This window comes from Bradyrhizobium sp. B120, from assembly GCF_049075665.1.
GTDB lineage: Bacteria > Pseudomonadota > Alphaproteobacteria > Rhizobiales > Xanthobacteraceae > Bradyrhizobium.
Window position 1 is genome coordinate 1,422,227 of the sequence record NZ_CP185242.1, and the last position, 12,720, is coordinate 1,434,946.

Below are 12,720 nucleotides of genomic sequence, written 5' to 3' on the forward strand. Positions count from 1 at the left end.
GCTAACCGGGCTTAACAACCCTTTAACTTAAAACTCTCGATAAACCTTAGCGAAAACGAGTGGAATTCCGTAACCACGCCGGCCTCGGGCCTGCGGGCTGCGGCAGTTGCGTGTGGAGAGTACCCATGACCCGGTTTGTAGCGCGTGCGCTGGCACTGATCGTCGCAGGCTGGACGACCTCGGCGGCGTCGGCCGATCTCAACTACGGCTCGCCCTATACCGTCTATCAGCCGCTCAATGCCTACAGCTGGGCCGGTCCCTATCTCGGCGGCAACGTCGGCTACGGCTGGGGTTCGGTCGAGAACAACCCGACCAAGCCGTCCGGCTTCGTCGGCGGCGTGCAGGCCGGCTACAATTTCCAGAACGGCTCGCCGTGGGTGTTCGGCATCGAGGCCGATATCCAGGGCACCACCGCCGACGATCGGTTCGCGCCCTGGAAGTTCTCCAACCCGTGGTTCGGCACCGTGCGCGGCCGCGCCGGCTATGCGGTCAACAACGTGCTGTTCTACGCGACCGGCGGTCTTGCCTTCGGCGAACTGCGCGGCGAGACCTTCGGCGTATCGGAGTCGCATACCAATGCGGGCTTCACCGTCGGCGCCGGCGCCGAAATGGGCTTTGCCCCGAACTGGAGCGCCAAGATCGAATATCTCTACGTCGATCTCGCCAACAGCAACTTCACGATCACCGGCGGCGCGCCGAACGGCTACAGCTTCAGCCTGGTTCGCGCCGGCATCAACTATCACTTCTGAGAACAAGAAAACGTCTGACATCAACTCCCGGCTGCGCCTCGCGTGGCCGGGTTTTTCTTTGTGCTGATGACGCCGACATCACGCGCGGCTGCATAAACGCCGCGGCGTCCGCGCAACCGGTCGGACGGCCGCACGCACCGGATATGCGGGCACCGTCAATCGCGTCCGCATCATGCAGGTGGTCGTGCAGCGAGCGCGAGCCACGCGCCCGGCAGTCAACTCACACGCAACGCTTCATTCGCCGTTCATCACGAGTCACGCACCGCGCGCGCTCATCATGAAATCACCAGGTTGACCGCCTTCGGGCCCTTGCCCTTCTTGTCGGGTTCAACCTCGAACGTAATGCGCTGTCCTTCAGTCAGGTCCTTCAATCCTGCACGCTCGACAGCTGTGATGTGAACGAACACATCGCGGCCGCCATCATCAGGCTTGATGAAGCCGTAGCCACGCTCTCCGTTGAAGAACTTGACTGTCCCAGTCATGGCCATCGGGAAACTCCTCCCCCGTATTGCTCCACCGCTACGCGCACGCCGCGTAGCGGTTGACCGACATTCGCTTGTCGGAAGCTTGGCCACCTGAACAGGCCGGCGTCACGCCACCGGTCTGCCTGGATTTTATTTCGGCCTTGTCACTCCGCCGCAACCATTCGCGGAAGCGGAACGTAAAGCCAGTCGTAACAGGATGAGCATAATACGGTTCCGCGCGCGTTGCCTATGCTCAAATAGAACTTTTCAGTGGGTGCTACCGATCAAGGTTTAGGCGTTTCGAGTCTGAAGCGTCCGGCGCCACCTTGACCAAGCGGTCTCTCGAGTTCGGGCAGGATGATCTTCAGCTCGCCCGCCAGCGTCCACGGCGGATTCACTATCAAAAGGCCGGTAGAAACGAGGCCTGCGCCGGTTTCTTGCGGCGCCACACTGAATTCCAAACGCAAGCATTTGCCCGCGGGCCGACTGCTTGCTGTTGCTGCAGCCACGCTGCGCGCGAGCTCGTCGGTAGCTCTCCGGGTTTTTACGGGGTACCACAAAAGATATGTGCCGGTCGGCCACTTCGCGAACGCTTCGGTGAAGGCACTGGCCAGCCGCTCGAACTCGTCCTTCGCTTCGAATGGCGGATCGATCAGCACAAGGCCGCGCCGTTCGTTCGGCGGCACGAATGCAGGCAGTGCCATCCAGCCGTCGAGATCGACGACGCGCGCCTGCGCATCGCGTCGCAATGCATCGATCAATTGCTTGCGCGCCACGGGCTCGATCTCACAGGCCGTCATACGGTCTTGCGGACGCAGCAGCGCCCGCGCGATCAACGGCGAGCCCGGATAGGCTTTCAGTTCGCCTCTCGGGTTGAATGCTCTGACGATGTCGAGATAGGGCGCGACCAGCGGCAATGCCTTGTCGGACAGCCGCGCCTGCATCAGTCGCGCGATGCCGGTCAGCCATTCGCCGCCGCGCTGCGCTTCACTCGACGTCAAATCATAGAGGCCGGCGCCGGCATGGGTGTCGATGACGCGGAACGGCGCCTGCTTCTCCTGCAGGTAGGTGAGCATGCGCACCAGCACGATGTGCTTGATGACGTCGGCAAAGCTGCCGGCATGAAAGGCGTGACGATAGTTCATGCGATGACGCTGCGCTCCAGAGGGTGCGCATGTTGTACTGCGTCATGCCCGGCCTGTCCCGGGCATCGATGCCTTATCTCGCTAGTTTCGTGATGGCGTCCATGGCCGGGACACTCGGCGCGACAACGCGCGTTTGCCCGGCTCTGACGCGGACGGGACTTCAGCCGCCGCGAACCGGCGGCATCAGCACCTGATCGCGGCGGCAGGCGCGGCGATCGATCTCCTCGCAGGAACGGAATTGCAGATCCTTGCTGAGGCAGATCCGCACCTCGCTGAGCCGCTTGCTGTCGCAGGTCACCGAGATCGCGGAGTTGCTGAGCCCCGGATTGGCCTTGATGAACGCCGTCTCCAGCTCGTCGGGCGCGATCGTCTTCGGCTCCGTCAATTGCAGGAATTCCTCGGGGATCTTCACCGCGGCGCGGGCCTTGCGGATGGCTTCGAAATAGGCCCGTTCGCCGAGGCCGGAGCAGGTGCCGTGCTTGTCCCACTCGTTGTAGATCAGCCCGGGCGCCGGCATCAGGTCGAGCATCGAGCTCATGATGTTGCGGGCGAGGCGGGGCGAGGGCCGCTGGCAGTATTCCGGAAAGCCCCGCTCATATTGCGGCCACAGCCCGTGCACCACGAACGAGTATGGCCGTCCGCCGCACTGCGCCTGCGTGCCGCGGCCGTTGTTGCCGCGCTCGCTCGCCGCCTCGCAGAACGAGGGCGACCATGACAGCGACAGCACATAGAAGTCGAACTCGCCGGGCGCATTCTGCCGGCGATCCTGGGCCGAGGCCCCCATCGCACCACACAGAACAAAGGCAATTGAAATCAGAAATCGGGAAATTGTGACCAACCGAGGCATCAAACGCTCCCCTCACGCGACCATTCAGAGCCTAGCAGGCCGCTGGAACATTTCAAGAACAAAAGCCGCCGTCTGGATGGCGGCGGCTTCCGTTTTGACCGAACTGGTCGGAGATCAGGGCCGGGCGGCCTTGCAGGACGGGTTGTATGCCCAGTTGCGATCCAGCCCGGCGACGCACCAGTCGACGCCCTGGTTGGTGCCGGCAAAGCCGCCGTCCTCGATGATCGAATAGTGCACCTTGCGCACCTTGCCGTCGCTCAACACCGCGTCTCCCGAGCAATAGCGGCGCGGAATGTTGTCGGACTGCCAGGGGCGGAACGCGGTTTCGTGGATCCGGCTGAAGCCGGTGATCACGAGCGGCGAATTCCAGAAGGTGGCTTCTTTCTCATGGAATTGATCGCTGATGGTCGCCAGGGCCTTCTCGCAGGGTGCCACATGGCCGTCATAGCGCGGGCCGGACAGCCAGAAATTTAATTCGAACGGATTGGCGGCCTGAGCCGTGCCCCCGAACGCCAGAAGGCCGACCACGAGCGCGGCGCCGAGGCCAAGCGTGTGGCTGAGTTTATTGGGGGAGTTGAACAGGTTGCGCATGGGAATCCACCCGATGATCAGATGTGGCGGACGGTGCCGTGAAGCCCCGGCAAGGTCAAGTGCAGCGCGGCAACACCTGCGGAGAAGTCCACCTCCAGCAGCCGGCTCGTTCTTTCCATGGTCGCCGGCGCACTCTATGTTGGTCGCAAGCGAAATGGAGTCTGCGATGCGAAGGAAATTGGCCGCGTGCCTGGTTGCCGTTTGCGGGATGCTGGCCGTTGGTCCGGCGCGAGCCGACTGGATGCAGCCGGTGCCGCCGTTCAAGGGCAATGATACCGGCGGTATCATCGCCTATACCCTGGCGGCCCAGACCGATGCGCGGCAGCTCGCCGTCGATCACTGCGCTTCCTACGGCAAGGTGGTCAAGTTCCTTGCGATGCAGCGCTACCCGGGTGGCTACATCTCGTTCGCCTGCCGTTGGGTGCCCTACGGTTCGGCCCAGAGGCCGGTGCGCACGCTCTACTGAGCGCACTCCAAATCCTTCGATCGTTCAGCCGGGAGCTCACCGCATGACCCGACAGCTTGCCTTGCTTGGTTCTGCTGTTTGCCTTGTCCTGTCCACCGGTGCCGCGAGCGCCGTCGATCTGCCGATCCGCAAGGCCGGTCTGTGGGAGATGAAAATGGTGCGTACCGGCGGGCCGATGCCGGAAATCACCATGCAGCACTGCACCGACGAGACCACCGACAAGGAGATGAGCGCGGCGGCCTCGCCGATGGCCAAGGAAGTCTGCTCCAAGCAGGACATCCAGAAGACCGCGACCGGCTATGTCAGCGACAGCGTGTGCAGCGTCGCCGGCATGTCGATGAAGAGCCATGCCGAGATCGTCGGCGATTTCAATTCCGCCTACACGGTCAAGAGCAGCTCGCACGCGGAAGGCGGCGCCGCCGGCTCCCGCGACACCACGATGACCATCGAGGCGAAATGGCTCGGCGCCTGCAAGAGCGACCAGAAGCCCGGTGACATCATCATGCCCGGCGGCATGAAGATGAACGTCAAGGATATGGAAAAGCTGAAGGGCCTCCTGCCCAAGCAGAAGTAGCGCGCAGCGCCTTCGCTCGCCGCCGTGCGCCCCGAGCACGTCCTCTCTGATGTTGAGAGGACGTGACGTCTTTTCACCGCCATCGTTGCGAGCAACCCGCGACAAAACTGCCAAGGGTTTTGCGCTGCCTTTCATTGAGCGTTCGTTCGCGCGACCCGTCAGTTCGCAATGATCCGGTTGGACCGTGTGCGCCAACTCCGTCACGCCGGCGTATTCGCTTCACCGTTGTCGCTGAAGGTTGACGCCGAGCGCGCGTCGCGACGCACAACGGTCACTGGCCTCTCACCTTCAATAGATTGGATGTCAAACATGATGTCCGGTGTTGGTCGCGACAACGCGCGCGAGCACGACGGCATTGCAGGACGACGCCAGCATCATTGAATGATCGCTGCGTGACGCGCGCGCGAGACTCTCTGAGAGAGCGAGGACGTGCAGCGAATTCCTCGTGCTGAAAGGCTTGCTGCGACAACATGCCCTTTTTGAATCGCTCCAGTGTTGCGCATCTTGAATCGTTCCAGTGCCGTGCATCGCACGCTTCAATGGATTCTATTTTGCGCGTGTGGAATTCCGCGCATCCCGCCGATAGAAGTCCGCCCCAATCGAGCCCGCTCAATCACGAGCACGCGGCTCGATCAAGATCGGCCTTGCGGAAGTGTGGGGATTGCTTGGTGGGAATGGCTTCGTCGCGGAGCAAGCGCAGCTTGCTTGCATCAAAGGCTGCGATCAACGCAGCGCTCCTCGGTTCGGTCATGCTTGTGCCGATGAGTGCAAGCGTCGCCAGCGCTCAGGCACAAACCAGCTCTCCGCAGAACAATGTCAGCGTGCTTCCCGCCGTGACGGTGGATGAACCTGGCGCTGCAAGGAAGCGTAGCGCTGTCGCTTCAAGTCGGAACAGCAGGTCTTCGCGCACCACCGTGGTGAGCCGACGCCGCACTGCTGCGGCGCCCGCTCAGAACCAGGCTCCGCGCTCGCCAGGCGCGGCCGGCACGATTGGGACGACGACCGGTTACGTTGCGACCGGCAGCACGGCCGGCACCAAGACCAACACCGCGCTGATCGAGACGCCGCAGTCGCTTTCGGTCGTCACGCAAAAGGAGCTCAGGGATCGTAACGTTCAGACGCTCAAGGACGCCGTCAATTACACGCCCGGCGTCACGACCACGGCGTTCGGCTATGATCCCCGGTTCGACAGTTTCTACATCCGCGGCTTCGATGCGACCTATACCGGGATCTATCGTGACGGCCTGCGCCAGGGCGGCGGCAACTTCGCCATTCCAAAGATCGAACCATACGGTCTCGACAACGTGTCGATCCTCCGCGGCCCGGCCTCAGGCCTCTACGGCCTTGGCTCTCCGGGCGGCATCGTCGACGTCACCACCAAGCGGCCGACCATGACGCCGTTCGGCGAGGTGCAGCTGCAGACCGGCAATTATGATCGTTACCAGGGCAGCTTCGACATCGGTGGTCCTGTGCCCGGCAGCGATCAGCTGTACTACCGGCTGACCGGTTTGCTCCGTGACGCGAAGACCTGGTATCCCGGCAACGACGACGATCGCACCTATATCGCGCCTGCGCTGACCTGGCGGCCGGACGTCGATACGACCTTCACGATCCTCAGCGAATATCAAAGCAGCCGAACCGCCGCGAGCATCGGCAACTTCCGCACGCCCGACGGAAAATTGACCAACATCTATTCGAATGATCCGGCCTTCAGCGCCATGGATCAGAAGCAATACCGCATCGGCTACGCGTTCGAGCACAATGTCGACGACGTCTGGACGGTGCGGCAGAACTTCCGCTTCTACCAGGTCGACACCGACGCGAAATACACCCAGATCGATTCCATCGACAACAGCACCAATCTTGCGTCGCGGTCCGCCTGGCGGATCCTGGATAGCTTCAATACGGTGACGCTAGACAACCAGGCCGAGGCCAAGTTCATGCTCGGCGCGATCAAGAACACGGCGCTGTTCGGCGTCGATTACGGGCACTCCTACTACAACGACAAGATCGGCTACGGGCCGGCTCCCGATCTCAATCTCCTGACGATGAATTACGGTGCCCAGGCGATCGCGTCGCCGGCATTCTCGATCTTCAACAAGCAGTCGACCGACGAGGTCGGGGTCTATGCGCAGGAGCAGGCCAAGCTCGGCGGCTTCGTTCTGACGCTCAATGGCCGCCAGAGCTGGGTCTCGCAGACGACGACCGCGGGCCTCGACGGCGTGCCGTCAACGCAGAAGGCGACCGCCTTCACCGGCCGCGCGGGCCTCAGTTACGTCTTCGACAGTGGCGTTGCGCCTTATGTCAGCTACGCGACGGCATTCAGCCCGCAGGTCGGCGTCGATGCATCGGGATCGCCGTTCAGGCCGACCACCGGCGAGCAGAAGGAAATCGGCATCAAGTACCAGATGCCGCAAGTGCCGGTGCTGTTGACCGCCGCGGTGTTCGACATCACGCAGGACAATGTGCTGCGCACCGATCCGAGCAACATGGCCTTCCAGGCGGCAACCGGGCAGGTCGAATCGAAGGGCGTGGAGCTCGAGGCGAAGCTGGCGCTCAAGCAGGGATTCGATCTTACGGCTGCCTACACCCACCTGAACGTCGTGATCACGCAGGGCAATCCCGATACGACCGGCAATGAGCTCTCCGGCATTCCGCGGAATTCCTTCGCCGCCTTTGGCAAATACACGTTCCAGTCCGGCGTCCCTGTCGAAGGGCTCGGGCTCGGTCTCGGTGTCCGTTATATCGGGACCAACTTCGGCAACGACCAGAACACGTTCCAGAATGCGGCGAGAACGTTGTTCGATGCCGTGATCGATTACGATCTCGGCAAGCTCGACCGGCGCTTGCTCGGCGCCACCATGCGCTTGAACGCGACCAATCTGTTCGACACGCACTATCAGACCTGTCAGTCCGGCTACTGCTATGCCGGCGAACGGCGTCAGGTGATCGGCACCCTGTCTTACCGCTGGTAGCTACACCGGTATCCGCACCACCGCGCGCAGGCCGCCCATCGGGCTTTCGCCGAGCATGATGTCGCCGCCATGCGAGCGGGCGATGTCGCGGGCGATCGCAAGTCCGAGGCCGCTGCCGCCTTCGTCCTGGTTGCGGGCGTCGTCGAGCCGCAGGAAGGGCTTGAACACTTCCTCGCGCATGGCGGCGGGAATGCCGGGGCCGTCGTCGTCGACCGTGATGTTGAGATAGCGGTGGTCGCGCTGGCCGGTGATCGAGATCGTGTTGGCGTGGCGCGCCGCGTTGGAGACGAGATTGGCGAGACAGCGCTTGAACGAAGCCGGTTTCACCGTGACGACGGGCAGGCCGTGAAATGCGACGGTCGCGGTGTGGCCGTGACGTTCGGCGTCGCTGCGCAATTCCTCCAGCGCCATCGCCATGTCGGTCGGCTGCGCGACCTCGCCGGAGTCGCCGCGCGCGAAGGCAAGGTAGTCCTCCAGCATCATCGACATCTCGTCGACGTCCTTGCGCATCGCGTCGATCTCGGGGCCTTCGCCGATCAGGGCAAGTTCGAGCTTGAAGCGAGTCAGGATGGTGCGCAGATCGTGCGACACGCCGGCGAGCATCGCGGTGCGCTGCTCGATCGAACGCTCGACGCGCGCCTTCATTTCGATGAAGGCCTGCGCCGCACGCCGCACCTCGCGCGCACCGCGCGGCCGGAAGTTCGGCGCCTCGCGTCCCTTGCCGAAGCTTTCGGCGGCATCGGCCAGTCTGAGGATCGGCTTGATCTGGTTGCGCAGGAACAGCACGGCGACGATCAGCAGGATCGACGAGGTGCCGACCATCCAGAAGATGAAGATCTCCGAATTGGAGGCGTAGGCCGCGCTGCGCTGGGCGAAGATCCGCATCACCGAATCGTCGAGCGAAACGCGGATCTCGACCAGGTTGGACTTGCCGACGGTGTCGATCCAGAACGGACGGCTGATCTGGCGGCCGAGCTGCACCGACAGCGTCTGGTCGAGCAGCGAGAAGAACGGCTTCGGCCCCGGCGGCGGCATGTCGCCGGCGGGGAGGAAGTCGACCACGAGCTGCAGCTTCTGGGCGATGTGGCGCAGCTGCGCGCGGTCCTTGTCCTGCGGATAGTTCTTGTAGACGTCGATCAGCGCGGCGATGTCGGAGACCACCGCGGCCGACAGGCGCCGCGTCACCGTGTTCCAGTGCCGCTCCATGAACACGAACGCGACCACGGTCTGCAGGATCACCATCGGCACGATCATGATCAGCAGCGCGCGCGCATAGAGGCCGGTCGGCATCCAGCTCTTGAACGCATTGCCCATCCAGCCGTTCGCCTTCGAGACGCGCTGCGAGGCGTTCTTGATCAGGGTCAGGCCGGTGTCGAGCGTGCTCATGGCTGCATCTTACGGCGAGGCGACCAGGCGATAGCCGATGCCGCGTACCGCCTGCAGGAACAGCGGATTGGCGGGATCGTGCTCGATCTTGCGGCGCAGGCGGTTGATCTGGACGTCGACCGCGCGCTCATTGACGGTGCCGCCGCTGGTCAGCTCGCCGCGCGGCACGGTCTCGCCGGGGGCGCTTGCGAGGATACGCAGCATCTCGCGCTCACGGTCGGTGAGATGGATGATCTCCTCGCCCTGACGCAGCTCGCTGCGTTCGATGTGGAAGATGTAGGGGCCGAACGCGATCTGCTCGACGACAGTGACTTGCGGCGGCGCGGTGCGCTTGAGGATATTGCCGATGCGCAGCACCAGCTCGCGCGGCTCGAACGGCTTGGCGACATAGTCGTCGGCGCCGATCTGCAGGCCCTCGATGCGGGCTTCCGCCTCATGGCGGGCGGTCAGCATGATGATCGGCACCGTCGAGGAGGTGCGGATGAAGCGGGCGAGGTCGAAGCCGTTCTCGCCGGGCATCATCACGTCGAGGATGAGCAGGTCGAAATGCAGCCCGAGCAGCTTGGCGCGCGCGTCGGTGGCGCTCATGGCCGTCGTGACGCGATAGCCCTCGCCGGAGAGAAAGCGCGACAACAGGTCGCGAATGCGCCGGTCGTCGTCGACCAGCAGGAGATGCGGCGCATCGTCGGCCGGCTCGACCGGCGTGCGCATCAGGGTTGCAGCCTGCACCAGGTTCACTCCCTTGTTTTTCTGCCGCCGCCGAAGATCGCTTCGAGCACCTTGTCGGGATCGTCGCGGTCGATCATCGCGCGGAGGAATTCGCGAACCGTCTCGACGCCGGCCGGATCGATGCCGGCGATGGCGCGGTTGATGCGGTCGGTCTGCAGCCCTGCGAGCTTGGCGACCAGCGCCTCGCCCTTCGGCGTCGCGTAGAGCAGGCGCTGCCGGCGGTCGTTGTTGCCGGTCTTCTGCACGATGTAGCCTTCGTCCAGCAGTTGCTTGAGCACGCGTCCGAGCGACTGCTTGGTGATGCGCAGGACGTCGAGCAGGTCGGCGACCTTCAGGCCGGGGTAGCGGGTGACGAAGTGGATGACGCGGTGGTGGGCGCGGCCGAAGCCGAACGCCTCCAGTTCCTGGTCGGCGTCGCCGACAAAGTCGCGGTAGGCGAAGAACAACAGCTCGATGATGTCCCAGCGCAGGTCGCGGCCGCCCGCCGCAGGAGCGTGATCATCTCCCTGCGAATCGGGCTTGGCAGCCATGCCTGAGATATTTATGTCAGTCATATTGACGTATCTTGGGTTCAATGTTACAAAACTGCCTGTCACGACGAAACATTAGATCGTTCCGTCCCCGACAGCGTTTGAGGCGGCCTGAAAAAGCCTGTGAGGCGGTTTGGGCCGCAAATTGGACTACCGTGCGATTGTCGAGCGGCATTTCGGCAAACATACTGGACTTCAGCACTCCGCAAAAGCATGTCTAAACGGCATGTTGGCGATGGAAACCGGCCGGGTTGGCGGCGGTGGTGAAGTTCGGACCAGCCGAGCCTGATGGCTCCGGGGGAAACAGGTCGGCGCCCGGTATGGCGCCGGTTCCGACAGCGGAAAGCAAGAAAAATGACTTTGAAATTCGACATCCAGCCTTCGCCGAACGCCACGTCCGACAAGGATCGTGCAGCGAAGCTCGTGGACCCGGGCTTCGGCCGCGTCTTTACCGACCACATGGCGATCGTCCGCTACAGCCAGGGCAAGGGCTGGCACAGCGCCCGCGTCGAGGCACGCGCGAATTTTCCGCTCGATCCGGCCGGCGCGGTGCTGCACTACGCCCAGGAGATTTTCGAAGGTCTCAAGGCCTACCGGCGCGACGATGGCGGCGTGAACCTGTTCCGTCCCGACGCCAATGCCCGGCGCTTCCACGATTCGGCCGACCGCATGGCGATGGCGCCGCTGCCCGAGGAGGTGTTCATCGACGCGGTCGAGCAGCTGGTGCGGATGGATCGCGCCTGGATCCCGGGCGGCGAGGGCAGCCTCTATTTGCGACCGTTCATGATCGCGAGCGAGGTCTTCCTCGGCGTGAAGCCGTCGGCGGAATACATCTTCTCGGTCATCGCTTCTCCAGTCGGCTCCTACTTCAAGGGCGGTCCCGCGCCGGTGTCGATCTGGGTGTCGGAGAATTACACGCGCGCCGCGATCGGCGGCACCGGCGCCGTGAAGTGCGGCGGCAACTATGCCGCAAGCCTGCGCGCGCAGGCCGAAGCGATCGAGCGCGGCTGCGACCAAGTCGTGTTCCTTGATGCGATCGAGCGCCGCTACATCGAGGAGCTCGGCGGCATGAACATCTTCTTCGCCTTCGACGACGGCTCGCTGCTGACGCCGCCGCTCGGCACCATCCTGCCCGGCATCACCCGCGACTCGATCATCGCGCTTGCCAAGGATACCGGCACGCGCGTGCGCGAGGAGCCCTACACGATCCAGCAATGGCGCACCGATGCCGCCAGCGGCAAGCTGAAGGAAGCCTTCGCCTGCGGCACCGCGGCCGTCATCTCGCCGATCGGCAAGGTGTGCTCGGCGAGCGGCGACTTCCAGATCAGCGGCGGCGTGGCCGGCCCGGTCGCGATGGGCCTGCGCAAGAAGCTGGTCGACATCCAGTACGGTCGCACCAACGACCCGCATAACTGGATCAGGAACGTCGCCTGACACAGCGGTTCCGCCGCTGACGTGCTTCGATTTGGCGCCTCTCCTTTGCAAAGGGAGAGGCGCTTTCGCTTTGGAACTCCAGCAAGCACGCCGACGCTTCGCCTCGGTCGTCATTTTTCCGTGTTGTCGGCCGTCATCGCATGAACGGCCTGCCGCGAGCGCGCGACAAAGTCTCGCCTCCGCTTCAAACAATCCCCCATTTGCGTGATGACATGACCAAAACTCCCGTAACACGTCTGACCTGTGCCGTGCTGATTGCGGCTGCGTTCGCGCTCACCGGAACCGACACGGTGCGCGCCGAGGACCGCTCGCCCGTGATCGATGTCCGTACGGCCGATCCGGAGATGAACGCCGCGATCACCCATGCGCGCGAGACGCTTCCGTCATTCTGGGCCTCCTATGAGGCGCCGAAGCCGTCGGAGACCCAGCACTCGCTCAAGGTCCGCTTTCCGACCCATCGCAACGACGGCGAGCACATCTGGATGCGTGAGGTGAAGAAGCTGCCGAGCGGCGGCTATTCCGGCCGGTTCGCCAACCAGCCACGCGACTTGCCGGGCAAGCAGGCCGGCGACCTCGCCGAGTTCAAGCAGGCCGACATCTCCGACTGGATGTTCATGCGCAACGGCAAGATCGTCGGCGGCGAGACCATCAAGTCGCTGCTGAAATCGATGCCGAAGGCCGACGCCGACGCGCTTCGCGCGCGGATGGAGCAGCCCTGAGGACCAGCGTTTCGCGGTAGCGGAAGCGCAAAGCCGGGTTGCCGCCTTGCGCGTCCGCTGGTAAACGCCGCCAATGGCCGAGAAACCCAAAAAACCCCAGAAGCTGAAGGC

Annotated in this window: 13 protein-coding genes; 6 read left to right on the top strand and 7 right to left on the bottom strand. The window is 63.5% G+C overall.

The features are described from left to right. Positions 1–125 precede the first annotated feature (125 nt). Positions 126–749 (top strand): outer membrane protein, encoded by a 624-nt coding sequence (locus ACOIX3_RS06790; RefSeq protein ID WP_420969004.1) that lies wholly within the window; start codon positions 126–128, stop codon positions 747–749. A 275-nt stretch (positions 750–1,024) separates the two neighbouring features. Here ACOIX3_RS06790 and ACOIX3_RS06795 read toward each other — a convergent pair whose 3' ends face one another. The 4 genes from ACOIX3_RS06795 to ACOIX3_RS06810 all read right to left on the bottom strand — a co-directional run bounded on the left by ACOIX3_RS06795 (position 1,025) and on the right by ACOIX3_RS06810 (position 3,796). Further along, positions 1,025–1,237, bottom strand: coding sequence for a cold-shock protein (locus ACOIX3_RS06795; RefSeq protein ID WP_027536987.1), 213 nt, complete (start codon positions 1,235–1,237; stop codon positions 1,025–1,027). 260 nt (positions 1,238–1,497) lie between these two features. Beyond that, positions 1,498–2,358, bottom strand: a complete 861-nt coding sequence (locus tag ACOIX3_RS06800; protein ID WP_420969005.1) for a 23S rRNA (adenine(2030)-N(6))-methyltransferase RlmJ — start codon at positions 2,356–2,358, stop codon at positions 1,498–1,500. A gap of 160 nt (positions 2,359–2,518) precedes the next feature. Then, on the bottom strand, positions 2,519–3,142 hold the full coding sequence (locus ACOIX3_RS06805; RefSeq protein WP_420971672.1) for a ribonuclease T2 family protein: 624 nt from the start codon (positions 3,140–3,142) through the stop codon (positions 2,519–2,521). Between the two features lie 177 nt (positions 3,143–3,319). Next, positions 3,320–3,796: a hypothetical protein gene (locus ACOIX3_RS06810; RefSeq protein ID WP_420969006.1), complete on the bottom strand. Its 477-nt coding sequence runs from the start codon at positions 3,794–3,796 to the stop codon at positions 3,320–3,322. 166 nt (positions 3,797–3,962) lie between these two features. Here ACOIX3_RS06810 and ACOIX3_RS06815 point away from each other — a divergent pair, with 166 nt between their 5' ends. The 3 genes from ACOIX3_RS06815 (at position 3,963) to ACOIX3_RS06825 (ending at position 7,811) form a co-directional block, all read left to right on the top strand. Further along, entirely contained in the window at positions 3,963–4,262 is a 300-nt protein-coding gene (locus tag ACOIX3_RS06815; RefSeq protein WP_176529291.1) for a hypothetical protein, read from the top strand. A gap of 43 nt (positions 4,263–4,305) precedes the next feature. After that, positions 4,306–4,836, top strand: coding sequence for a DUF3617 domain-containing protein (locus ACOIX3_RS06820; protein ID WP_092124104.1), 531 nt, complete (start codon positions 4,306–4,308; stop codon positions 4,834–4,836). 674 nt (positions 4,837–5,510) lie between these two features. Next, positions 5,511–7,811: a TonB-dependent siderophore receptor gene (locus ACOIX3_RS06825; protein ID WP_420969007.1), complete on the top strand. Its 2,301-nt coding sequence runs from the start codon at positions 5,511–5,513 to the stop codon at positions 7,809–7,811. Here ACOIX3_RS06825 and ACOIX3_RS06830 read toward each other — a convergent pair whose 3' ends face one another. The 3 genes from ACOIX3_RS06830 to ACOIX3_RS06840 are packed head-to-tail and all read right to left on the bottom strand — an operon-like array spanning position 7,812 to position 10,480. Further along, positions 7,812–9,197 carry an ATP-binding protein gene (locus ACOIX3_RS06830; protein ID WP_420969008.1) on the bottom strand — a complete coding sequence of 462 codons (1,386 nt, stop codon included), beginning with the start codon at positions 9,195–9,197 and terminating at the stop codon, positions 7,812–7,814. 9 nt (positions 9,198–9,206) lie between these two features. Next, the gene (locus tag ACOIX3_RS06835; protein WP_371821805.1) at positions 9,207–9,908 is read right to left on the bottom strand and encodes a response regulator transcription factor; all 702 of its coding nucleotides are present in this window, start codon (positions 9,906–9,908) and stop codon (positions 9,207–9,209) included. Positions 9,909–9,931: 23 nt separating this feature from the next. Beyond that, positions 9,932–10,480 (bottom strand): MarR family winged helix-turn-helix transcriptional regulator, encoded by a 549-nt coding sequence (locus ACOIX3_RS06840; RefSeq protein ID WP_420969009.1) that lies wholly within the window; start codon positions 10,478–10,480, stop codon positions 9,932–9,934. A gap of 330 nt (positions 10,481–10,810) precedes the next feature. On the opposite strand from ACOIX3_RS06840, the gene ACOIX3_RS06845 reads away from it, so the two are divergent. After that, the gene (locus tag ACOIX3_RS06845) at positions 10,811–11,890 is read left to right on the top strand and encodes a branched-chain amino acid aminotransferase (RefSeq protein ID WP_420969010.1); all 1,080 of its coding nucleotides are present in this window, start codon (positions 10,811–10,813) and stop codon (positions 11,888–11,890) included. A gap of 212 nt (positions 11,891–12,102) precedes the next feature. Further along, positions 12,103–12,609, top strand: a complete 507-nt coding sequence (locus tag ACOIX3_RS06850) for a YegJ family protein (protein ID WP_420969011.1) — start codon at positions 12,103–12,105, stop codon at positions 12,607–12,609. Positions 12,610–12,720: the final 111 nt, after the last annotated feature.

Bases quoted from the DNA above. Each gene is read 5' to 3' on its own strand.
- ACOIX3_RS06790 (WP_420969004.1), top strand. From the start codon at position 126: ATGACCCGGTTTGTAGCGCGTGCGCTGGCACTGATCGTCGCAGGCTGG.
- ACOIX3_RS06795 (WP_027536987.1), bottom strand. From the start codon at position 1,237: ATGGCCATGACTGGGACAGTCAAGTTCTTCAACGGAGAGCGTGGCTAC.
- ACOIX3_RS06800 (WP_420969005.1), bottom strand. From the start codon at position 2,358: ATGAACTATCGTCACGCCTTTCATGCCGGCAGCTTTGCCGACGTCATC.
- ACOIX3_RS06805 (WP_420971672.1), bottom strand. From the start codon at position 3,142: ATGGGGGCCTCGGCCCAGGATCGCCGGCAGAATGCGCCCGGCGAGTTC.
- ACOIX3_RS06810 (WP_420969006.1), bottom strand. From the start codon at position 3,796: ATGCGCAACCTGTTCAACTCCCCCAATAAACTCAGCCACACGCTTGGC.
- ACOIX3_RS06815 (WP_176529291.1), top strand. From the start codon at position 3,963: ATGCGAAGGAAATTGGCCGCGTGCCTGGTTGCCGTTTGCGGGATGCTG.
- ACOIX3_RS06820 (WP_092124104.1), top strand. From the start codon at position 4,306: ATGACCCGACAGCTTGCCTTGCTTGGTTCTGCTGTTTGCCTTGTCCTG.
- ACOIX3_RS06825 (WP_420969007.1), top strand. From the start codon at position 5,511: ATGGCTTCGTCGCGGAGCAAGCGCAGCTTGCTTGCATCAAAGGCTGCG.
- ACOIX3_RS06830 (WP_420969008.1), bottom strand. From the start codon at position 9,197: ATGAGCACGCTCGACACCGGCCTGACCCTGATCAAGAACGCCTCGCAG.
- ACOIX3_RS06835 (WP_371821805.1), bottom strand. From the start codon at position 9,908: ATGCGCACGCCGGTCGAGCCGGCCGACGATGCGCCGCATCTCCTGCTG.
- ACOIX3_RS06840 (WP_420969009.1), bottom strand. From the start codon at position 10,480: ATGACTGACATAAATATCTCAGGCATGGCTGCCAAGCCCGATTCGCAG.
- ACOIX3_RS06845 (WP_420969010.1), top strand. From the start codon at position 10,811: ATGACTTTGAAATTCGACATCCAGCCTTCGCCGAACGCCACGTCCGAC.
- ACOIX3_RS06850 (WP_420969011.1), top strand. From the start codon at position 12,103: ATGACCAAAACTCCCGTAACACGTCTGACCTGTGCCGTGCTGATTGCG.